This is a genomic window from Sphingopyxis sp. USTB-05, assembly GCF_023822045.1.
Taxonomy (GTDB): domain Bacteria; phylum Pseudomonadota; class Alphaproteobacteria; order Sphingomonadales; family Sphingomonadaceae; genus Sphingopyxis.
In genome coordinates this window covers 1005704-1026215 of the sequence record NZ_CP084712.1, presented here as the reverse complement: position 1 = coordinate 1026215, position 20512 = coordinate 1005704, and the positions used below count along the sequence as shown (strand labels likewise).

Sequence of the window (20512 nt, the reverse complement as noted above, 5' to 3'; positions counted from 1 at the left end):
TTAATCATGACCGACTTCATCCTGAACCTGATACAGAGTTGGGGCTATGTGGGGATTTTCATCCTCATGTTCCTCGAGAATGTGTTCCCGCCGATCCCATCCGAGGTGATCATGGGGCTTGGCGGCATCGCGGTCGCGAAGGGTCATTTCGATTTCTGGACGCTCGTCGCGGTCGCCGTTGCGGGAACGACCGCGGGCAACTGGATCTGGTACGGCATCGGCCGCTGGATCGGTTACGAACGGCTCAAACCCTTCATCGACCGCCACGGACGCTGGCTGACGCTCGACTGGGCGGAGGTCGAGCGACTGCACGCTTTCTTCCTGAAATATGGACCCGCGATCGTCTTCATCGCGCGCTTCATGCCCGTCGCGCGGACAATGGTGTCGCTGCCCGCAGGTATGGTAAAGATGAACCAGGCAAAATTCTTGGTTTGGACCGCCGCCGGATCGACGGTCTGGATCGCCGCGCTCGCGGGCGCGGGCAATTGGTTCGGTGGAAAGTTCGCGAACCTCGACGCCTTTGTCGGCCCCGTCGCGCTCGTCGCGATCGGATCGCTTGTGGTGATCTATATCTACCGCGTCATCACCTGGAAGCCCAAGCAGGCGAACTAGGCGCGCGGGTGCGCGCTCCGGTAGATATCGAGCAGATGAGCGGCATCGACCGCGGTATAAATCTGCGTCGAGGCAAGGCTCGCATGACCGAGCAATTCCTGAAGGCTGCGCAGATCGGCACCCCCGGCAAGCAAATGCGTCGCGAAACTGTGGCGTAGGGCGTGCGGCGTCGTGCGTTCGGGAAGCCCCAGCGCGCGGCGAGCCGAGCGGACGCTGGCGCGGACGACGCCGGGCTGAAGCGGCCCTCCGCGTGCGCCGAGGAAGACCGGCGTATCCTTGGCGATCGGCCAGGGACAAGCCTCGACATAGCGCGACACCGCGCTCGCGACGGCGGGCAGGATCGGCACGATGCGCGTCTTGTTCCGCTTGCCCGTCACGCGCAATGTCTCGCCGAGCGGCAACGCCGCGCCCGTGAGCGACAGCGCCTCGCCGATGCGCAGCCCGGCGCCATAGAGCAGCAACAGCAGCGCAAAATCGCGCGCACCGACCCAACCCTCGCGCGCATTGTCCTCTACATCCTGCGCAAGTTGCAACGCCTCGGCGGGCGAGACAGGGCGCGGCAGCCCCTTTTTCACCCGAGGCCCGCGCATCTGCGGCACGCTGGCATTCGACCCGCCGACAAAACGCAGGAAAGTGCGCAGGGCCGAAAGCTCGCGAGCCGCCGACGCATTGCCAAGCCCCTCGGCCCGGCGGTCGGCGAGATAGGCGCGCAGGTCGTTCGGGGTCAGTGCCTTCAGCATGCGCGCATCTACCGCACCCCCGCGATGCCGCGACAGGAAGTCGCAGAAACGCTCGGCGGTCGCTATATAGGCGCGGCGCGTATGCTCCGACCGGCGCTTCTCGTGCGCCAGATGGGCATCCCAGTCGCGGATCAAATGCTGCGGCAAACCATATCCCCATTCCGGTTCGCATCGAGCGAAGTCGAGATGCCCATCGGCGGCGCGCTAGGTCGAGGGGTGTCTCGACTTCGCTCGACACGAACGGGTCGAGAGTAAGCTAGTGGGTTTTGACAACCTCGGAAAGGATGCTGTCGAGAAGCAGGATCCCGTCGTCGCTCACCGCCAGCCGATCGCCGTTTTGCCACATCAACCCCTGCGCGGTCAGCCGTGCCACCGCGTCGGCATCGACGAACGCCTCACGTAGCAGCCCGCTCCGCGCTTCGATCCGCGCCAGGTCGATCCCGTCGGTCAGCCGCAGCCCCATCAACATCGCCTCGGTCGCACGTTCGTGCGCCGGCAGGTCGGTTTCGACTTTCAGGCCGTGGCCGTTGCGCTCCACCGCCGCGATGAAATTTTCGGGCTTCTTGTGCCGCTCGGTCGCCTGCGCGAGGCGCCGCCCGTGCGCGCCGGGACCGACCCCCGCATAATCAGCGTAACGCCAATATGCCAGATTGTGCTGGCTCTCCTGCCCGACGCGCGCATGGTTCGACACCTCGTACCGCGGCAAGCCGGCCGCGCGCGTCATCGCCTGTGTCGCGTCGAACAGATCGGCGGCGGTATCACCGTCTGGGATAATAAGATCGCCCTTCGCCGCGAGCGTCGCAAAGCGCGTGCCGGGCTCAATGGTGAGCTGATAGAGCGAGAGATGGTCGGTGCCGAAGGCGAGCGCTCCCGCCAGTTCGGCTTCCCATGCGGCCATCGACTGGCCAGGCCGCGCATAGATCAGGTCGAAGCTTACGCGCGCGAAATGCTCCTGCGCGGTCGCGATGGCACGGCGCGCCTCGTCCTCGCTGTGCGCGCGGCCAAGAAATTCAAGCACTTCGGAATCGAAGCTCTGCACGCCTATCGAAACGCGGTTGACCCCGGCCGCAGCAAGGTCGGCGAAATTGGCGACCTCGACCGAATTGGGGTTGGCCTCAAGCGTGATCTCGACGTCATCGGCGAGGCCCCACGCGTCGCCCGCCGCCGCGATCACAGCCGCAACAGTCGCAGGCGGCATCAGGCTGGGCGTACCGCCGCCGAAGAAGATCGACCCGACCGTCCGCCCCGGCAGCAACGCCGCCTCATGCCGCAGGTCGGCGAGCAACGCCTCGCGCCACACCGCCTGATCGACGCTTTCGCGGACATGGCTGTTGAAGTCGCAATAGGGGCATTTGCTGACGCAAAACGGCCAATGGACATAAAGGGCAAGCGGCTCGGGCATGTGGGGCGATATAGGGCATCGTCCCGGAAAGTCAGCCCGCCTCGCCGCGCACCCAGCGCAATATGGCTTCTGCTGCCTCTGCCGCTGATAACGCGGTAATATCGAGATCGAACCGTCTGTCGCAATGATCGAGCAAGACAGGTCTTTCAGCGCCGTCAGCAAGGACCGCCGCATCGGTCAGCTTTCGCGTTCCCGCGCGGCCGGGATCGGCGATCCGCCGCGCAAGCTCGGCGGGGGCACAGCGCAGATGCACTCCATATAGTGGAACACCGCGCGCATCGGCGAGCCGACGGATCGCGTCCTGCCACTCCTCGCCCCAGTTGCGATCACGCCCCGGTGCGATGGTCAGCAAGATCGGCGTACTGCGCGGCAGATGTGTCGCACGATCAAAAACGATGGCGCGCACGGCTCTGACCGACTTGCGAAATTCTTCGGATCCGAAATCGGTGGTCGCAAACGCGGGATCGTAAATCGTGTGATTGTCGATCAGCCGCGCGTCGAGAGACTGCGCGACTATCCGGCCAATGGGTCAGTTTGCCTACCCCCGCAAGACCATTAAGTTCGACGATCATCGCTGGAGCATGGCGCGAGTTCGCCCTTCCCGCAACCTCAATCGATTTGCTGAAAAGCCCCCGCCACCAGCTTCGCAAACGCATCGGCGCGGTGGCTGATCGCATGCTTTTCCGCCGGATCGATTTCCGCATAAGTCAGTGCGTTACCGGTCGGCACGAACACCGGATCATAACCGAAGCCCAGCAGCCCGCGCGGCGGCCACGTCAGGCTGCCCTGCGCCCGCCCCTCGAACACTTCGGCATGGCCGTCGGGCCAGGCAAGCGCGAGGGTGCAGACGAAGCAGGCGCTGCGGTCGACGTCCGGCCCCTGCTCGGCCAGCAGCCCTTCGACCTTGCCCATCGCCATATACCAGTCGCGGCCGGGCTCGCCCTCGAACACCTGCCGTTCGGCCCAGTCTGCGGTATAGACGCCAGGGCGCCCGCCGAGCGCCGCGACCTCGAGCCCGCTGTCGTCGGCAAGTGCGGGCAAGCCCGCCGCCGAAGCGCTTGCGTGCGCCTTCAGCAGCGCGTTTTCGCGAAAGGTCGTCCCCGTCTCCTCGGGCTCGGGAAGCCCGAGGTCACCCGCCGACACGGGCTCGATCCCGAACGGGTCGAGCAGCGCGCGAATTTCGCGCACCTTGCCTGCATTGTGGCTGGCGATGACCAGCTTGCCGGGGGCGAGCCTGCGCGTCATGTCAGCGCCCCGTCGCCTTGTCCTGAGCCGCGAAGATTTCGCCGCAGCCGATGCGCGCGAGGCGGAGCAGACGGAGCAGGCCTTCCTCGTCATAGGTCGCGCCCTCGGCGCTCGCCTGCACTTCGACGATCTGGCCTTTCGCGGTGAGCACGAAATTGCCGTCGGCCTCGGCGACCGAATCCTCATCATAGTCGAGGTCGAGCACCGGCGTGCCATTATAGATGCCACACGAGATCGCGCCGACCTTGTCCGTGATTGGATCTTCGGCGATCGTCTTCGCCGCAAGCAGCTTGTCGACCGCAAGGCGCAGCGCGACCCACGCGCCCGAAATCGACGCCGTGCGCGTGCCGCCGTCGGCCTGGATCACGTCGCAATCGATGATGATCTGGCGCTCGCCGAGCTTCTTCATATCGACGACGGCGCGCAAGCTACGCCCGATAAGTCGCTGGATTTCCTGCGTCCGGCCCGACTGCTTGCCCTTCGCCGCTTCGCGGCTGCCGCGCGTGTGCGTGGCGCGGGGCAGCATGCCATATTCGGCGGTGACCCAGCCCGCGCCCTTGCCGCGCATCCACGACGGCACCTTCTCGTCGACGCTGGCGGTCACAAGCACCTTCGTATTGCCGAAGCTGACGAGGACGCTGCCCTCCGCATGGATGGTGAATTCGGTTTCAATTCCGATGGGGCGCATCTGATCGGGCGCGCGGCCTGAGGGGCGCATAAACTATCCTTTCGATTGGTGATTGCGGTGGCCCTTAGGCCGCCGGCCTCATTCGCTCAACCGCATCTTGAAGAAATCGAGGATTTCGTCGCGCGCCTGCGCCGTCGGCTGGCCCGCCTCGTCGATCAGATGGATGGTCACGACGCTATGCGGGTTCTTCATCGGGCTGTCGGGGTTCGCCGCGCTGTCGGGCAGCACCTTGCCGATAAACCGATCGCCGAGTGCATCCTCATAGGCGGCAAAGCGCGCCGCCTTACAATATTTGTCGCCCTCGAACCGATATGCGAGCACCGTCAGATCCTCAGCGTCCATCCGGGCCTTCACCACTGCAAGCTCATCCGGCGCAATGTGCATTCCGGCCGGGTCGCTCAGCGGCAGCGACGGCTGCGCAAGCACGGGTGCGAGCACCGATGGTTCGAGCATCATCGACAGCGCGAAATTGCCGGTGAAGCACATACCGATCGCGCCGACGCCCTTGCCGCCGCATTCCTTGTGCGCCTGCGCCGCCAATGCGCGCAGCCACTGTGTCGCGGGTGAGCTTTCGTTGGCCTGAAAGGCGCGAAACTGGCGGCTGATGCACCCCCCGATCATCGTGAACAACATGCGAGGCGCCCGGGGCACCGCCCCATCCTTGCCGAAAATATGTGGCATATAGACGGTAAAGCCCGCATCGCGGACCCAGCGCGCGAACCGCGCGACATGCGGGCTGATGCCGGGCATTTCGGTCATCACGATCACCGCGGGGCCGCTGCCCATTGTGTAGACGCGATGCTTGCGACCGAGCAGGACGATGTCGCGGTGGTCGAAGTCGCTCAGCGGATCGTCGCGGTCGAGTGGCGGTGTCGTCATGAATTTTCTCCCCGGCGGAGGCTAACGCGACTTGCGCGCACAGGCCAGCAAAGCTTGCCCCAACCCCTCCCCATCCCTAAATCCCTCTTATGACCACCCCGCCGATCACCGAACTCACCACGCGCGCCCGCGACGTGTTCCGGCTGGTCGTCGATGCCTATCTTGAAACCGGCCAACCGGTCGGATCGCGCACCTTGTCGAAGCTCGCGGCGCTCAACCTTTCGCCCGCGTCGATCCGCAACGTGATGCAGGATCTGGAGGAGTTCGGCCTGCTCGCCAGCCCGCACACCAGCGCCGGGCGCCTGCCGACCGAACAGGGGCTGCGTCTTTTCGTCGACGGGATGATGCAGGTTGCCGAGCCCTCGGCTGAGGATCGCGCGCAAATCGAGGCGAGCCTGTCGGACGCCGGCCCGATCGAAAGCGCGCTCGCGCAGGCGACGTCGGCCCTGTCGGGGCTGTCGGCGTGCGCGGGCCTCGTGCTCGTTCCCAAGCATGAACGCGTGCTCAAACAGCTCGCCTTCGTGCCTTTGTCGGCGAGCCAGTCGCTTGTGGTGCTCGTCGCGGGTGACGGAACGGTCGAGAACCGCGTCATCGACATTCCGGTGGGGCTCAACCCGTCGGCGCTGGTCGAGGCGGGAAATTATATCAGCGCGACGCTGTCGGGTCTGACGCTGACTGAAGCGATGGCGCGCGTTCGCCATGAGATTGAGGCCGAGCGTATCGCGATCGACCGCGCCGCGCAGGATCTGGTCAGCCGCGGCCTAGCCATATGGTCGTCCGACGGGGCCGACCGCCCGGTGCTGATCGTCCGCGGGCAGGCCAACTTGCTCGACGAAAATGCGGTCGGCGACCTCGACCGCGTACGCCAGTTGCTCGACGAGCTCGAAACCAAGCAGGACATCGCGCAATTGCTCGACAGCGCGCGCGAGGGCGCCGCGACACGAATTTTCATCGGGTCGGAGAATAAATTATTCTCGCTTTCGGGCTCGTCCGTGATAGCGGCGCCCTATCGCGGATCGGACGGACGTGTCGTCGGCGTGGTCGGGGTCATCGGCCCGACGCGCTTGAACTATGCCCGGATCGTTCCCATGGTGGATTTTACCGCACAATCGCTCTCCAGACTGATACGATAGGTTTATGACGAACATTGAAAATGACACGCCGGTCGACGACGGCGCGAACCCCGAAGTTGAAACCGCCGACGCGGCGAACCCCGCGCAGGGCGAGAATGAAGAACTGGCACAGCTTGCCGAACAAGTCGCCGCGCTCCAGCAGGACTTGCTCTATGCGCGCGCCGAGACGCAGAATGTCACGCGCCGCAAGGACAAGGAAATCGCCGACGCGCACGCCTATGCCGCGACCAAATTCGCGCGCGACATCCTGTCGGTTGCCGACAATCTCGGCCGCGCGCTCGCCGCGCTCAGCGACGAACAGCGCGCCGCCGAGGCGATCAAGCCGCTGATCACGGGCCTCGAAGCTACCGAGCGGGAATTGCTCAGCGTCTTCGAACGCAACGGCATCACCCGCATCGCGGCGATCGGCCTGCCACTGGACCCGAACCAGCATCAGGCGATGCTCGAAATCCCGAGCGATCAGACGCCCGGCACAATCGTGCAGGAAATGCAGGCGGGCTATATGCTGAAGGATCGGCTGCTGCGCCCGGCGATGGTCGCGGTGGCAAAGGCGGGGTAAACCCGACCGACATTGCACACAAAAAGAAACCCCGGTGGAAGCCGGGGTTTCTTTTTGTCGGTTATGCGCCGGTCACGCAGCCTTGCGGAGCTTCGCCAGCTTCTTCAGCACCATCTCGCGCTTCAGCCGCGACAGATGATCGATGAACAGGATGCCCTCCAGATGGTCGTGCTCATGCTGAATGCACGTCGCCATCAATCCGGTCATGCGTTCCTGGTGATGCTTGCCGTCTTCGTCCTGCCAGTCGACGGTGACCTCGGCGGGACGCGTCACGTCGGCATATTGCTCGGGGACCGACAGGCAGCCCTCCTGATAAATGCTATGCTCCTCGCTCTCGTCAGAGAAGACGGGATTGATGAAGACGCGCGGCTCGCGGATGACCTTCTTACCCTCGGGGTCTTCGGGATCGGCTTCCTGCAGGTCGATGACGAGGATGCGCTTCGCCACCCCGACCTGGATCGCGGCCAGCCCGATACCGGGGGCGTCGTACATCGTTTCGAACATGTCGGCGACCAGCGTCTTCAGCTCGGCATCGAATGTCTCGACGGGCTTCGAAATGACGCGCAGCCGGGGATCCGGGGTCTCTATGATAGGGAGTAAGGCCATGGCGTGCAGGTATGGTCGGGAAGGCGCCGGGTCAAGAGGTAGCGCATTCACACGGCGCTCATCGCGCGGCCGTAACAGTCGGACCGCAATCGCCGGCTTTGGAGATGTGATGAGACTTTTGCTTCTGGCGATTCCGATCCTTGTCGGGGCCTGGTCCGCGGATCGCGCCGACGCCCGCGACATGGCGCCCGCTGCCGCCAAACTCGATGTCGAAATGGCGCGCCGGATGCCGTCAATCGTGAAAGATGAGAAGATCGGCGGAATCGGCATCGCGGTCATCCGCGACGGCCGCATCATCTGGTCGGGCCATTATGGAAAGCAGAGCCCGGGGGTGCCGATAACCGCCCGGACCGCCTTCAACACAGCGTCCATCGCCAAAACGGTGACCGCGGAAACCTTGCTCGCGCTGGCGGCCGACGGCCGGATTGACCTGGACGAACCGATCGCCCGAACGGTCAAATCCGCCGACATCGACCGCGACCCGCGCTATGCCTTGCTTACCACGCGCATTTTGTTGGCGCACCGATCCGGATTGCGCAATTGGCCCGACGATTACGCCGACGGCAAACTCGCCTTCGATTGGACGCCGGGCACGCGCTATCGCTATTCGGGCGCGGGGATCGAACTTGCGGCGCGTTATGCCGAAGCAAAGACGGGAAAACCCTTTCGCCTCCTTGCCGCCGAAACCCTGTTTCGCCCTTGGCATATCGACCGAATGGCGGTTGGCGAGCTCCCCGACTGGACGGAAGGACAACTGGCACTGCCATACGATGCAGAGGGTGCCACGCTCGATCTGGCTTCAACTTATCCGGGTTTGCGCGAAGGGACGGGTATTGGTGCAGCCTATGACCTGATCGCGACCCCCGACGCCTATGCCGCCTTCCTGAAACGGCTCATCGCCGCATCGGCGAAACGTTCGAAAACACGGCAGATACGAGAAACGATTCTGACCTCGCTCGCGGACGATGATCGCTACGGCTGCGAAAAGCCCTTCGTGCGGCGTTGCCCCGATCGATATGGCTACACATTTGGCTGGCAGGCCCATGATTATGGGAAACATTTGATCCTGCAGCACACGGGGAATGACGAGGGGCAGACCGACCTTGTCTATTTCTCCCCCGACCGCCGGACCGGGGCCGCCATCTTCGTCAACGGCGCCAACGGCTGGGTGCCGATCGCCCGTGCGCTGGAGATCATCGGCGACGAACCCGAACTCGCTGCCTATTATCGTGGATTGATCGAAAAGCTGATGGGACGGAAGTTGGAAGCGTTGACGCCGCAGCCTTGAGTCACCCTACCGGCCGACGGGCCCTCAGCGCCTGCGCCAGCGTTCCCTCGTCAAGATAATCGAGTTCGCCGCCCACCGGCAGGCCATGCGCGAGCTGCGTCAGGCGCACCGGATAGCCCTCCAGCCGCTCGGCGAGATAATGCGCCGTCGTCTGCCCTTCCAAGGTCGCGTTCATCGCCAGCACGACCTCGTCGATGCCGCCCGCCGCAACGCGTGCGACGAGCGCATCGATGCTGAGGTCCTGCGGCCGCACGCCCTCCAGCGCCGACAATCGTCCGCCGAGGACGTGATATTTTCCCGGAAACAGCCGCGACTTGTCGAGAGCCCACAGGTCCGACACTTCCTCGACAACGCACAGCGACCGCGCATCGCGGCGCGGGTCGGCGCAGATGGCGCAGGGGTCCTGCGTATCGACATTGCCGCAAATCCCGCAGGTGACGAGCCGTTCGGATACCGTCTGCAGCGCGGCGAGCAGCGGCGCAAAACTGCTCTCGCGCTTCTTCATCAGATGCAGCACCGCGCGCCGCGCCGAACGCGGGCCGAGGCCCGGCAGGCGGGCGAGTTGCTGGACGAGCGCTTCGATTTCGGTGGAGGCCATGTTGCGTTGGTAGTGAGTGTGCAATCGGTGCACAATATCCCTCCCTCGTCACCCCGGACTTGATCCGGGGTCCCGCTCCGCGACGGTGGGAAGCGTGACCCCAGATCACGGGGTGACGGATGTGAGGAGCGTTGGCCTTGCGCCGCGCCGCATCCTCCGCCAAAGGCGCAGCCCATGCGCATCGCCTTCATGGGAACGCCGCCCTTCGCGGTACCGACGCTCGCCGCGCTCCACGCGGCGGGGCACGACATCGTGGCCGTCTATACCCAGCCACCACGGCCGGCGCAGCGCGGCAAGAAACTGCAGAAGAGCCCGGTGCAGGTCTGGGCCGAGGATCATGGCCTGCCCGTCCGCACGCCAAAGAGCCTCAAGACCGAAGAGGCGCAGGCCGAATTCGCCGCGCTCGACCTCGATATCGCGGTGGTCGCTGCCTATGGCCTGATCCTGCCGCAGCCGATCCTGGACGCTCCGCGTGAGGGCTGTCTCAACGTCCATGGCTCGGTCCTGCCCCGCTGGCGTGGAGCAGCGCCGGTGCAGCGCGCGATCCTCGCGGGCGATACCCAGACCGGCGTGACGATCATGCAGATGGACATCGGGCTCGACACCGGCGCGATGCGGCTGATCGAGACGACGCCGATGGGGCGCAAGAACGCGGGCATCCTGACCCATGAACTCGCCGAAATGGGCGCACTGATGATGCGGCGCGTGCTGAGCGATCTCCACGCCTTCCCGCCCGAGCCCCAGCCCGAAGAGGGGGTCACCTATGCGGCGAAGATCGACAAGAGCGAGGCGCGGCTCGATTTTCTGACGAGCGCTGTGCAGGTCGAACGGCAAATCCGCGCATTCAATCCAGTGCCCGGCGCCTTTTTCGAATTTGAGGGCGAGCGCTACAAGATTTTGGCGGCCGAAGCCGTGCATCCATCCGACAGTGTTGCGGGCGCCGCGCCCGGGGTCACGCTCGACGACAATCTCACCATCGCCTGCAACCCCGGCGCAATCCGCGCGACGCGCGTGCAGCGCGCCGGAAAGCCCGCGATGGACACGGCCGAACTGCTCCGCGGACGGCCGGTCCCCGCAGGCACGCGCCTCGCATGACACGTTTCGCGCTCACGATCGAATATGACGGCCGCCCCTATATGGGCTGGCAGCGGCAGGCGCACGGCCCCAGCGTCCAACAGGTTATCGAGGAAGCGATCCACCGCTTCACCGCCGAAACGGTACAGGTGCTCAGCGCCGGGCGCACCGACGCGGGTGTCCATGCGATCGCGATGCGCGCGCATGTCGATATCGAAAAGCCGCTGACCCCGTTCAAGCTGACCGAGGCGCTGAATGCGCAGCTTCGCCCGGCCCCGGTCGCGATCGTCGGCTGCGAGATCGTGCCCGACGATTGGCATGCACGTTTTGCCTGCACCGGCCGGTCGTACGAATATCGTATCGTCAATCGCCGCGCGCCGTTGACGTGGGACAAGGGATTGTCGTGGCAGGTCGCCCGACCGCTCGATGCCGATGCGATGCACGCCGCGGCGCAGCAACTCATCGGACTTCATGACTTCACCACCTTCCGCTCGGCGCATTGCCAGTCGCAAAGTCCGGTGAAGACCCTGGATCGGCTGACCGTCAGCCGTCATGGCGAAGAGATCATCGTCGAGGCGGCGGCGCGTAGTTTCCTGCACCACCAGGTACGCTCGATGGTGGGCTGTCTTGCGCTCGTCGGTTACGGCAAGTGGACTGCGCGCGACCTGAAAGCGGCACTCGATGCCGCCGACCGCAACGCACTCGGCCTCAACGCGCCGCCCGACGGGTTATATTTCGTCAGCGCCACTTACCCGTAGGATATTCCAACCCTTCGTCATCCATGCATGACGCGAAAGAGGGCCCTGAAACGAAAAAGGGCGGCCCTACCAGACCGCCCTTTCCTTCATCGCTGTGGACGCGATTACACTTTTTCGGCGTAATAGAGCGGCGCATGCTCGTTGAGGATCTGGAGGATCTTCGCCTGCGCCGTCTTTTCGTCGCTTTCTTCCATCGCGCCGAGTTCGCGCGCGAGGCGGCTCGATGCCGCTTCAAAGATCTGACGTTCCGAATAGCTCTGCTCGGGCTGGTCGTCGGCGCGGAACAGGTCGCGGGTCACTTCGGCGATCGACACGAGGTCGCCCGAATTGATCTTCGCTTCATATTCCTGCGCGCGGCGCGACCACATGGTGCGCTTCACCTTCGGCTTGGTGGTCAGGACCTGCAGCGCTTCTTTCAGCGTCTTATCCGACGACAGCTTGCGCATGCCGACGCCTTCAGCCTTGTTGGTCGGAACGCGAAGCGTCATCTTTTCCTTTTCGAAGCGGAGGACATAGAGTTCGAGCTGCATTCCGGCGATTTCGGACTTTTGCAACTCGATGACGCGCCCCACGCCATGTTTGGGATAAACGACATAGTCACCGACTTCGAAGACGGGCGTGCTTGCGGACATTCAAGTTCCTTTCATTGGCCTTGTCGGGGGGACAGGAAAGCGCGTGAACAGCGGTATATCCGGCCCTCTGCGGGAGGGGGATTGGGCTGGTAGGGCGGCGCTAGCCAGTCAGATTGACAAGGGATGTGGCTCCATCGGAAACGCCAAGGATACCTCAGCCCGGCGGCGGGAAGAGGCACAGTGTCGGCGTGTTGAATTCATTATAACAGATTCGCAACAAAATTACCAGCCCCGCACGGAAATGCGTCGGTTGGCACCTTGACGGCCATCCACACCCGTTTCAGGTTGAAACGAAATCATAGATAGGGAGCCGGTATGCAGGATCAAGTTTGGTGGATCACGGGAGCGTCGTCGGGCATCGGTGCGGCGCTGGCGCGTGCGCTGGGCGCACGCGGCGCGAAGCTGATCCTGTCGGGACGGAATGTCGCGGCTCTGGAAGCCGTGGCCGCCGACTGCGCCACCGAAACGCTCATCCTGCCGTTCGAGGCGACGGACTATGCCACCCTGCCCGCCATTGCCGATCAGGCGTGGGACTGGCTGGGTCGCATCGACGGGCTGGTCAACAACGCGGGCATCTCGCAGCGCAGCCTTGCGATCGAGACCGACTTTGCGGTCTATCAACAGATCATCGGGGTCGACCTGCTCGCCCCGATCGCGCTGACCCAGCAGTTGCTGCCGCGCATGGTCGGCGCCGGCGGAGGACAGATCATCGCGATATCGAGCGTCGCGGGCATCGCGGGCGTGCCGCTGCGCAGCGCCTATTCGGCGGCGAAGCATGGCATTATCGGTTACCATGACGCCGTGCGCGCCGAGAATGAACATCTGGGGCTGAAGATACTGGTCGTCGCGCCCGGATCGGTCCGCACCAACGTCAGCCGCAATGCGCTGAACGCAGACGGCAGCGTCCGCGGAGAGAGCGACGCCGCGATCGAAAATGGCCTGTCGCCTGACGATGCGGCGGCGCAGATGCTGGCGGCGGTCGATGCGGGGACGCGCGAGTTGATCGTTGCAGAAGGCGCGGAAGCAGCGATCGCAGCCCTGCGTCGCGGCGATCCCGACGCGCTGTTCGACCGGATGAGCACCATGGTGCAGGCGGGCTATGCGCAGCAGATGAAGGCGACGTCCGCGACTTGAGCAACTGCATTCTGCCGGTTGCGGACCTCTCTGTTATCGTCACCCCGGACTTGACCCGGGGTCCCGCTTGAGGCGGATCGGGAGCGCGCGCAAAAAGCGGGATCCCGGGTCAAGCCCAGGATGACGGAAGTAGGCGGCTGAACGCCCACTCCCCATCTCAAAGCCGCCAAAGAAAAGCCCCGCCGGATCGCTCCGGCGGGGCTCTTTCTTTCCCTAAGGGACGCAGCTTAGACCGCGCCGTGCGCCAGCGCCGCAAGGAGCAGGATCGCCACGATGTTGGTGATCTTGATCATCGGGTTGACTGCCGGGCCCGCGGTATCCTTGTACGGATCGCCCACGGTGTCGCCGGTCACCGCGGCTTTGTGAGCCTCGCTGCCCTTGCCGCCATGGTTGCCGTCCTCGATATACTTCTTGGCGTTGTCCCACGCGCCGCCGCCCGAGGTCATCGAGATGGCGACGAACAGGCCGCCGACGATCACGCCGAGCAGAAGCGCGCCGAGCGCCTCGAGCGCTTCGGCCGGACCGGCCACCGCACGGATTGCGAAATACACCACGATCGGTGCCAGCACCGGCAGCAGCGACGGGATGATCATTTCCTTGATCGCCGCCTTGGTGACCAGGTCGACCGTGCGCGCATAGTCGGGCTTCGATTCATAGGTCATGATGCCCGGGTTATTCTTGAACTGGTCACGGACGTCCTTGACCACTTCACCCGCCGCACGGCCGACCGCGGTCATGCCCATCGCACCGAACAGATACGGGAGGAGCGCGCCGAGCAGCAGCCCGACGATGACATAGGGCGACGACAGCGAGAAGGTCAGCGGTTCGGTCAGCCCGAGCTTGGCCGAATATTCGGTGATGTCCGCGGTATAGGTACCGAACAGCACCAGCGCCGCGAGACCCGCCGAGCCAATGGCATAGCCCTTGGTCACCGCCTTGGTCGTGTTGCCCACGGCGTCGAGCAGGTCGGTCTTTTCACGAACCGAGTCGTCGAGGCCCGCCATTTCGGCAATGCCGCCGGCGTTGTCGGTAACAGGACCATAAGCGTCGAGCGCGACGACCATGCCGGCGAGCGCCAGCATTGCGGTTGCCGCAAAGGCGATGCCGACGATGCCTGCCGTCTGGAAGGCGACGATGATACCGACGCAGATTACGAGCGTCGGCAGTGCAGTCGATTCAAGGCTGATGGCAAGCCCCTGGATCACGTTCGTACCATGGCCCGTTTCCGAAGCCTTGGCGATCGAACGCACCGGGCGATAGTTGGTGCCGGTGTAATATTCGGTGATCCAGATGATCAGGCCGGTGATGACGAGCCCGAGCAGCGAGCAATAGAAAAGATCGCTGCCGTTGAACGTCGTCCCCGTGATGTCGGTCGCCATGTCACCCTTGAGGACATAGCTGGTCGAGAACCAGATCGCCGGGATCGAGAGGACCGCGGTGACAAGGAAGCCCTTGTACATCGCGCCCATGACATTCTTCCCGCTGCCGAGGCGAACGAAATAGGTGCCGATAATCGAGGTGATGATACACACGCCGCCCATCAGGAGCGGCAGCGTCATCAGCGGAAGCAGCATGTCGCCCGCGCCCTTCAGAAGCAGCGCGATCAGCACCATGGTGGCGCCGACCGTGACGACATAGGTTTCGAAAAGGTCGGCTGCCATGCCGGCGCAGTCGCCGACATTGTCGCCGACGTTATCGGCGATCACGGCCGGGTTGCGCGGATCATCTTCGGGAATTCCGGCCTCGACCTTGCCGACAAGGTCGGCGCCGACGTCAGCGGCCTTGGTGAAGATGCCGCCGCCGAGACGCGCGAAGATCGAGATCAGCGAGGCGCCGAAGGCAAGCGCGACGAGCGCGTCGACGACGGTGCGGTCATCGCCGCCGACGGTGTAGCCGCCGGGACCGATCAGATACCAGAAGAAGACCGAGATCGCGAGGAGGGCAAGCCCCGCCACGAGCAGCCCGGTGATCGCGCCGGCGCGGAACGCCATGGTGAGGCCCGCCTGCAGCCCGGTCTGCGCCGCCGCCGCGGTGCGGACGTTGGCTTTGACCGAGATGTTCATGCCGACGAAGCCGGCGACGCCCGACAGCACGGCGCCGATGACGAAGCCGGTGGCCGAAATCGGGCCAAGAAACAGCCCGACCAGAATGGCGACGACGACGCCGACGATAGCGATGGTGCGATATTGGCGGCCGAGATAGGCCTTGGCGCCTTCCTGAATGGCGGCGGCGATTTCTTGCATTTTTTCATTACCGGCGGAGGCGCTGAGCACCTGCCGCGAGGTAATGAATCCATAGAGCACAGCCAAAAGGCCGCACGCTATCGCGATCAAAACCGGATTCATGCGTGACTATTCCTTCCCCATGAGAAGGGCGACGCAGAAGATAGCAGTCGAGCACGTCCGACTTATTGATGCCGGTTCGCTCTCTCCCCTGATGCGACCGCCCCAAATTTGGACGTCGAGTTATGGGAAGAAAGAAAGCCCCGCGCAACCCCGCTTATTCGGCAGTTTACCGTGACTTCCGCGCCGCCAAGCCAACCCGCCTACGCGGGTTCGCCGCGCGCCGCCGCCAGCGCCTTGCGCGCGTCGGCGGCAGATTCGGTTTCGGGATCGAGCTTCAGCGCCCGCTCAAGTAGTTCGATCGCACGCGCATTGTTACGCTCGATCCCCTTGCCGGTCTGATAGGCCCGCCCAAGCGTGAAGCAGCTTTCGGCCTCGCCCAGTCCGCACGCCTTGTCGAACAGTTCGAGCGCACGCTGGCGATTACGCCGGACGCCGCGACCGTCGTTCACCAGCATCGCCAGATTGCCGCAGGCCGACGCGTCGTCGGCGCGGCAGCTTTGCTCGAACAGCGCAAAGGCCTGCTTGTAGTCGCGCGGCATGCCGAGCCCGTCGCGATGGAGAACGCCAAGATTATAACAGGCGTGCTGGTCGTCGGCCTTGCACGCGCGTTTGAAGAGCCGTGCCGCCTGGCGCTGGTTCGGCGCGACGCCCTTGCCCAGCGAATAAGAAGCGCCAAGGTTCGCGCAGCCCGATACGCTTCCCAGATCGCAAGCTTGTCGGAACAGCTTTATCGCGCGCTGCGGATCTTTGGGAACGCCATCCCCGCCGACGTAGGAGAGGCCAAGGTTCGAACAGGCCGTCGCCTCTTCGCCGTAACAGGCGAACGCATAATAGGTCGCGGCCCGCTCGTGCGAGCGTTCCACGCCCCATCCCTCGCTATGGGCATAGCCCGCCATCGTGCAGCCCGTCATGTCGCCAAGATCGCAAGCGCGAGCGAAAAGCGGGGTCGCGCGTGCGTCGTCACGGGGAACGCCGTCGCCTTCGTGATGGTGATAGGCGAGCCGCGTGCACGCCTCTGCATCGCCCCCTTCGCAGTCGCGCGCGAGTGCCGCGACCGGGTCCGGCGACGCTTCGACCGATGGCGGATCAGGGTCGGCCGCAACCGTGGGAACGAGGATGACATCGACCGGGTCGGGCAAAGCGGCCGCCGGTGCGGGGTAGCAGAAACAGGAGAAACAGAACGCCAGCACCGCTTTGGCCAAACCGCAGCGTCTGTTCTTTCCGTCGATCATATCCGCCCTTCAGATTCGTCGCATCTGTCGGCGGGACGCATCCCGCCGAAACGCGCTCGCTTTGCCATCAAACGGATTTCAAAGCAAAATATCCCGCGACGGTCACCCCGGAGCGGGCCTAGTGCGTAAAGCCGAGACGGTCGGGCAGCGCGATGCGCTGCGCCCGGTGGGTGAGCATGAGCCCCTCGCCGACACCGGCATGGCCGAGCGGCGTCACCGCGACATCGAGCGACGCGGCGATCTCGCGAATGGCGCCCGCCGCTTCGGGGCCCGCGGTAAACAGCAGTTGATAATCGTCCCCCGCGCTCGCCGCGGCGAGCCGGGTGTCGAGCACATCGGGCCGCACCGCGAGCAGCGCGGCCGAAAGCGGCACGGTTTCGAGCATGATGCCAAGTTGGCACCCACTGGCCTCGCCCATCCGTTGTGCGTCGATCAGCAGGCCGTCGGACACATCCATCATCGCGTGGACGTGCGGCGCCACCGCTTGCCCAAAGGCCAACTGCGGATGCGGTCGACCATAAGCGGCGAGGCAGGTCTCGTTCGGTTCAACCTGGCCCAGCCGCATCGCGAGACCCAGCCCCGCGTTGCCGATCGTCCCGGTGACCCATATCTGGTCGCCAGGCTTTGCGCCGCTCCGCGCAGGCGCGCCGGTCGCGGGCGCCTTGCCGATCGCGGTCAGCCCGAATGTCCGCGGCGCGCCTTCGGGAATGCCCACCGTATCGCCGCCCAGCAGCGGCACTTCGTATCGGCGCAGCACCTCTCCAAGCCCCCGGACGAAAGCGGCATCCCAAAATTCGTCACCGGTCAGACTATAGCCCACGAGCACGCCGAGCGGCGCCGCGCCCTTCGCGGCAAGGTCGGAGAGATTCACCGCGACAAGCTTCCACGCGACATCCTGAGGCCGCTCGTCGGGAAGGAAATGGATGCCCTCGACGATCATGTCGTGGGTGAGGACAAGGTCGCCCAGCACTGCGGCGTCGTCGGCAAGCCCGCGCGCGGCAGGATCGGTCGCGATGGCGCGCAGACGGGCGATGAAATCGGCTTCGCTCATATGACCCTCTCGTCCGATGAGGGGTGACTTCCGTTCGTGTCGAGCGAAGTCGAGACACCCATCGAGATGGCGCCAAGCCGAGAGCATCTCGACTTCGCTCGATGCGAACGGATAAGTTAAGCGCCGGTTCCGCGCACATCCTTGCCGATCGCGTCGAGCAGCCCGTTCGCAAAGCCCGCCTCGCGCGTATCGAAAAACGCCTTCGCGACGTCGACATATTCGCTGACCACTGCACCGACGGGCACGTCGCCGCGCGCCATCAGTTCATAGGAGCCCGCGCGCAGGATCGCCTTCATCGTGCGGTCGAGCCGGTCCATCGACCAGCCGCTCGCAAGCCGCGCTACGATCGCCGCGTCGATCTCTTCCGCGCGCGCCAGCGTACCCTTCACGATGTCGTCGAAGAAGGCGGTGTCGGCGTTGGCATATTCCTCGTCCTCGATCGTCGCGCCGATGCGATGCTGATGGAATTCGTGGATCAGCTTGGCGACCGGCGTGCCCTCCATCTCATGCTGATAGAGCGCCTGGACGGCGGCAAGGCGGGCGGCGGAGCGGGACTGGGTGCGTTTGTTCATGGCTTTTCTACTTTAGACGATTCTGGACGCTGAGCGCGTGGGCGGGAAGCCCCTCGGCGCCCGCGAGCGCGACCGCAGCCGGGCCGATCGCGGCGAGGCTTGCTTCGTCGAGCGCGAGGAAGCTGGTGCGCTTCATGAAATCGGTAACCGAAAGCCCGCTCGAAAAACGTGCGCGACGGCCGGTCGGGAGGACATGGTTCGGGCCCGCGACATAATCGCCGATCGCCTCGGGAGTCTGGCGGCCCAGAAAGACCGAACCGGCGTGACGCACCCTGCCGAAAAGCGCATCAGCCTCGGCCGGGTCGACCGCAAGTTCCAGATGCTCGGGCGCCAGCCGGTCGCAGAGCGGAATGGCATCGGCCAGGGTCGGCACAATGATCGCGGCGCCATTGTCTGCCCAGCTTGCCTGCATCGTCGCTGCCGTCGACAGCGTCGGAATGATGTACGCGACCGCGGCCGCGACGGCATCGGCGAAATCGCCATCATCCGTGAACAGGATCGACTGGCTCGTCGGATCATGCTCGGCCTGGCTGAGCAGGTCGGCGGCGATGATATGCGGTTCGTTCTTCGCGTCGGCGACGACGACGATCTCGCTGGGCCCCGCGACCATATCGATTCCGACAACGCCGTAGAGCTGGCGCTTCGCCTCGGCCACCCACGCATTGCCCGGACCTGTGACGACATCGACCGGACCGATCTTATCCGTACCATAGGCCAACGCCGCGATCGCCTGCGCCCCGCCGATACGCCAGATTTCGTCCACCCCGCCGATATGCGCAGCGGCCATCACGACCGGATTGATCTCTCCATCCGGGGCCGGGGTCATCATCACGATGCGTTCGACCCCTGCGACCTTGGCGGGGATGATGTTCATCAGCACCGACGAGGGGTAAGCGGCGCGCCCGCCCGGCACATAGACGCCCGCGGCATCGACGCCGCGCCAGCGCGCGCCAAGCCGGGCGCCGGCGGCATCGCGATAATCGCGATCTTCCGGAAGCTGCGCGGCATGATAGGCGCGAATGCGGTCGGCGGCGAGGTTCAGCGCGTCGCGTAGCTCGGGCGCCAGCGCATCATATGCCGCGGCGCATTCTTCCTTCGAAATGCTCCACCCGCGCGCGCCCAAATCGAAGCGGTCGAACTTTGCGGTATAGTCGGCGAGCGCCGCGTCGCCCTCGGCCTTCACGCGTGCGATGATTGCCGCCACGTCGGCCGACACATCGGACGCGCTCTCGCGCCGATCGTTGACCAGCGCGTCGAACTCGGCCGCGAAGCCCGGCGCGGAGGCGTCAAGCCGCCGCATTGCCCTGCCCCACCGCCTGACGGAATTTTTCGACGAGCGCCGGCACTTCGGCCGAACGCAGCTTGAACGCCGCGCGGTTGACGATCAGCCGCGCCGATACTTCGCTGATGATCGTCTGCTCGGCGAGCGCATTTTCGACGAGCGTCCGTCCGGTCGAAACCAGATCGACGATGTGCGAGGCAAGTCCCAGCTTCGGCGCGATTTCCATCGCGCCGTTCAGCTTGATGCATTCGGCCTGAATGCCCTGCGCCTCGAACCAGCGGCGCGTCGTTCCGGGATATTTGGTCGCGACGCGGATGTGGCTTTCACCGAGTCCCGGCGGCGCGCTCCCCTCGGGCCCGGCAAGCGACAGCCGGCAATGGCCGATGCCCAGGTCAACGGGGGCGTAAAGCTCGCTATAATCGAACTCGTCGACGACGTCCGATCCGACGATGCCGAGCTGCGCCGCGCCATGCGCGACGAAGGTCGCGACATCGAACGCACGCACGCGGATCAGCGAGACATGCGGCTGATTTGTCCCAAAAACTAACGCTCTGCTTTTCTTGTCGAAAAACTCGTCCGACGGCTCTATCCCGACGCGCGCAAGCAGGGGCAGCGCCTCGTCGAGGATACGCCCTTTCGGGATGGCAAAGATGATCGGTTCGGGCATAAGCTTGCGCGCCCA

At 64.7% G+C, this 20512-nt stretch carries 22 protein-coding genes; 7 read left to right on the top strand and 15 right to left on the bottom strand.

The features are described 5' to 3' along the window. The first annotated feature begins 6 nt into the window (after positions 1-6). Positions 7-612: a DedA family protein gene (locus KEC45_RS04500; RefSeq protein WP_062182556.1), complete on the top strand. Its 606-nt coding sequence runs from the start codon at positions 7-9 to the stop codon at positions 610-612. Here the strand turns inward: KEC45_RS04500 and KEC45_RS04495 are convergent. The 6 genes from KEC45_RS04495 to KEC45_RS04470 all read right to left on the bottom strand — a co-directional run bounded on the left by KEC45_RS04495 (position 609) and on the right by KEC45_RS04470 (position 5566). Then, positions 609-1499, bottom strand: a complete 891-nt coding sequence (locus KEC45_RS04495; protein ID WP_252171528.1) for a tyrosine recombinase XerC — start codon at positions 1497-1499, stop codon at positions 609-611. The genes KEC45_RS04500 and KEC45_RS04495 overlap by 4 nt on opposite strands. A 109-nt stretch (positions 1500-1608) precedes the next feature. Next, positions 1609-2754, bottom strand: a complete 1146-nt coding sequence (gene hemW / locus KEC45_RS04490; protein WP_252171527.1) for a radical SAM family heme chaperone HemW — start codon at positions 2752-2754, stop codon at positions 1609-1611. Positions 2755-2785: 31 nt separating this feature from the next. Then, on the bottom strand, positions 2786-3160 hold the full coding sequence (locus KEC45_RS04485) for a hypothetical protein (RefSeq protein ID WP_252171526.1): 375 nt from the start codon (positions 3158-3160) through the stop codon (positions 2786-2788). Between the two features lie 203 nt (positions 3161-3363). Beyond that, entirely contained in the window at positions 3364-3999 is a 636-nt protein-coding gene (rdgB, locus tag KEC45_RS04480; protein ID WP_252171525.1) for an RdgB/HAM1 family non-canonical purine NTP pyrophosphatase, read from the bottom strand. Position 4000: 1 nt separating this feature from the next. Next, entirely contained in the window at positions 4001-4717 is a 717-nt protein-coding gene (rph, locus tag KEC45_RS04475) for a ribonuclease PH (RefSeq protein ID WP_062182570.1), read from the bottom strand. Positions 4718-4765: 48 nt separating this feature from the next. Continuing rightward, positions 4766-5566 (bottom strand): dienelactone hydrolase family protein, encoded by an 801-nt coding sequence (locus tag KEC45_RS04470; protein ID WP_252171524.1) that lies wholly within the window; start codon positions 5564-5566, stop codon positions 4766-4768. A gap of 89 nt (positions 5567-5655) precedes the next feature. Between KEC45_RS04470 and hrcA the strand changes: the two genes are divergently transcribed. Then, the gene (hrcA, locus tag KEC45_RS04465; RefSeq protein ID WP_062182577.1) at positions 5656-6699 is read left to right on the top strand and encodes a heat-inducible transcriptional repressor HrcA; all 1044 of its coding nucleotides are present in this window, start codon (positions 5656-5658) and stop codon (positions 6697-6699) included. Positions 6700-6703: 4 nt separating this feature from the next. Further along, positions 6704-7258, top strand: coding sequence for a nucleotide exchange factor GrpE (gene grpE, locus KEC45_RS04460; protein ID WP_062182582.1), 555 nt, complete (start codon positions 6704-6706; stop codon positions 7256-7258). Between the two features lie 72 nt (positions 7259-7330). On the opposite strand, the gene def is transcribed toward grpE, so the two are convergent. Next, positions 7331-7864, bottom strand: a complete 534-nt coding sequence (gene def / locus KEC45_RS04455) for a peptide deformylase (protein ID WP_062182584.1) — start codon at positions 7862-7864, stop codon at positions 7331-7333. A gap of 109 nt (positions 7865-7973) precedes the next feature. Here def and KEC45_RS04450 point away from each other — a divergent pair, with 109 nt between their 5' ends. After that, entirely contained in the window at positions 7974-9152 is a 1179-nt protein-coding gene (locus KEC45_RS04450) for a serine hydrolase (RefSeq protein WP_252171523.1), read from the top strand. Position 9153: 1 nt separating this feature from the next. On the opposite strand, the gene recR is transcribed toward KEC45_RS04450, so the two are convergent. Further along, positions 9154-9750 carry a recombination mediator RecR gene (gene recR / locus KEC45_RS04445; protein WP_058454976.1) on the bottom strand — a complete coding sequence of 199 codons (597 nt, stop codon included), beginning with the start codon at positions 9748-9750 and terminating at the stop codon, positions 9154-9156. A gap of 174 nt (positions 9751-9924) precedes the next feature. Here recR and fmt point away from each other — a divergent pair, with 174 nt between their 5' ends. Next, on the top strand, positions 9925-10845 hold the full coding sequence (gene fmt / locus KEC45_RS04440; protein ID WP_252171522.1) for a methionyl-tRNA formyltransferase: 921 nt from the start codon (positions 9925-9927) through the stop codon (positions 10843-10845). Beyond that, entirely contained in the window at positions 10842-11582 is a 741-nt protein-coding gene (gene truA / locus KEC45_RS04435) for a tRNA pseudouridine(38-40) synthase TruA (RefSeq protein ID WP_252171521.1), read from the top strand. Before fmt ends, truA begins: the two co-directional genes overlap by 4 nt. Positions 11583-11686: 104 nt before the next feature. On the opposite strand, the gene KEC45_RS04430 is transcribed toward truA, so the two are convergent. Further along, the gene (locus KEC45_RS04430) at positions 11687-12214 is read right to left on the bottom strand and encodes a CarD family transcriptional regulator (RefSeq protein WP_062182596.1); all 528 of its coding nucleotides are present in this window, start codon (positions 12212-12214) and stop codon (positions 11687-11689) included. Positions 12215-12529: 315 nt separating this feature from the next. Here KEC45_RS04430 and KEC45_RS04425 point away from each other — a divergent pair, with 315 nt between their 5' ends. Further along, positions 12530-13348, top strand: a complete 819-nt coding sequence (locus tag KEC45_RS04425; RefSeq protein ID WP_252171520.1) for an SDR family NAD(P)-dependent oxidoreductase — start codon at positions 12530-12532, stop codon at positions 13346-13348. Positions 13349-13575: 227 nt separating this feature from the next. Here KEC45_RS04425 and KEC45_RS04420 read toward each other — a convergent pair whose 3' ends face one another. The 6 genes from KEC45_RS04420 to hisG form a co-directional block, all read right to left on the bottom strand. Continuing rightward, positions 13576-15693, bottom strand: a complete 2118-nt coding sequence (locus KEC45_RS04420) for a sodium-translocating pyrophosphatase (protein ID WP_252171519.1) — start codon at positions 15691-15693, stop codon at positions 13576-13578. Positions 15694-15893: 200 nt separating this feature from the next. Then, positions 15894-16925, bottom strand: coding sequence for a tetratricopeptide repeat protein (locus KEC45_RS04415; protein ID WP_083435845.1), 1032 nt, complete (start codon positions 16923-16925; stop codon positions 15894-15896). Between the two features lie 118 nt (positions 16926-17043). Continuing rightward, complete coding sequence (gene thiL, locus KEC45_RS04410) at positions 17044-17976, bottom strand: thiamine-phosphate kinase (RefSeq protein WP_062182608.1); 933 nt, start codon at positions 17974-17976, stop codon at positions 17044-17046. Positions 17977-18092: 116 nt separating this feature from the next. After that, positions 18093-18548 carry a transcription antitermination factor NusB gene (nusB, locus tag KEC45_RS04405; RefSeq protein ID WP_062182611.1) on the bottom strand — a complete coding sequence of 152 codons (456 nt, stop codon included), beginning with the start codon at positions 18546-18548 and terminating at the stop codon, positions 18093-18095. 7 nt (positions 18549-18555) lie between these two features. Further along, positions 18556-19848 (bottom strand): histidinol dehydrogenase, encoded by a 1293-nt coding sequence (gene hisD, locus KEC45_RS04400; RefSeq protein ID WP_062182613.1) that lies wholly within the window; start codon positions 19846-19848, stop codon positions 18556-18558. Beyond that, the gene (hisG, locus tag KEC45_RS04395; RefSeq protein WP_062182616.1) at positions 19835-20497 is read right to left on the bottom strand and encodes an ATP phosphoribosyltransferase; all 663 of its coding nucleotides are present in this window, start codon (positions 20495-20497) and stop codon (positions 19835-19837) included. The genes hisD and hisG overlap by 14 nt, the downstream gene beginning before the upstream one ends. Between the last annotated feature and the right edge of the window lie 15 nt (positions 20498-20512).

Coding starts and splice junctions, on each gene's coding strand:
- KEC45_RS04500 (WP_062182556.1), top strand. CDS start 7: ATGACCGACTTCATCCTGAACCTGATACAGAGTTGGGGCTATGTGGGG.
- hemW (WP_252171527.1), bottom strand. CDS start 2,754: ATGCCCGAGCCGCTTGCCCTTTATGTCCATTGGCCGTTTTGCGTCAGC.
- rdgB (WP_252171525.1), bottom strand. CDS start 3,999: ATGACGCGCAGGCTCGCCCCCGGCAAGCTGGTCATCGCCAGCCACAAT.
- rph (WP_062182570.1), bottom strand. CDS start 4,717: ATGCGCCCCTCAGGCCGCGCGCCCGATCAGATGCGCCCCATCGGAATT.
- KEC45_RS04470 (WP_252171524.1), bottom strand. CDS start 5,566: ATGACGACACCGCCACTCGACCGCGACGATCCGCTGAGCGACTTCGAC.
- hrcA (WP_062182577.1), top strand. CDS start 5,656: ATGACCACCCCGCCGATCACCGAACTCACCACGCGCGCCCGCGACGTG.
- grpE (WP_062182582.1), top strand. CDS start 6,704: ATGACGAACATTGAAAATGACACGCCGGTCGACGACGGCGCGAACCCC.
- def (WP_062182584.1), bottom strand. CDS start 7,864: ATGGCCTTACTCCCTATCATAGAGACCCCGGATCCCCGGCTGCGCGTC.
- KEC45_RS04450 (WP_252171523.1), top strand. CDS start 7,974: ATGAGACTTTTGCTTCTGGCGATTCCGATCCTTGTCGGGGCCTGGTCC.
- recR (WP_058454976.1), bottom strand. CDS start 9,750: ATGGCCTCCACCGAAATCGAAGCGCTCGTCCAGCAACTCGCCCGCCTG.
- fmt (WP_252171522.1), top strand. CDS start 9,925: ATGCGCATCGCCTTCATGGGAACGCCGCCCTTCGCGGTACCGACGCTC.
- truA (WP_252171521.1), top strand. CDS start 10,842: ATGACACGTTTCGCGCTCACGATCGAATATGACGGCCGCCCCTATATG.
- KEC45_RS04430 (WP_062182596.1), bottom strand. CDS start 12,214: ATGTCCGCAAGCACGCCCGTCTTCGAAGTCGGTGACTATGTCGTTTAT.
- KEC45_RS04425 (WP_252171520.1), top strand. CDS start 12,530: ATGCAGGATCAAGTTTGGTGGATCACGGGAGCGTCGTCGGGCATCGGT.
- KEC45_RS04420 (WP_252171519.1), bottom strand. CDS start 15,693: ATGAATCCGGTTTTGATCGCGATAGCGTGCGGCCTTTTGGCTGTGCTC.
- KEC45_RS04415 (WP_083435845.1), bottom strand. CDS start 16,925: ATGATCGACGGAAAGAACAGACGCTGCGGTTTGGCCAAAGCGGTGCTG.
- thiL (WP_062182608.1), bottom strand. CDS start 17,976: ATGAGCGAAGCCGATTTCATCGCCCGTCTGCGCGCCATCGCGACCGAT.
- nusB (WP_062182611.1), bottom strand. CDS start 18,548: ATGAACAAACGCACCCAGTCCCGCTCCGCCGCCCGCCTTGCCGCCGTC.
- hisD (WP_062182613.1), bottom strand. CDS start 19,848: ATGCGGCGGCTTGACGCCTCCGCGCCGGGCTTCGCGGCCGAGTTCGAC.
- hisG (WP_062182616.1), bottom strand. CDS start 20,497: ATGCCCGAACCGATCATCTTTGCCATCCCGAAAGGGCGTATCCTCGAC.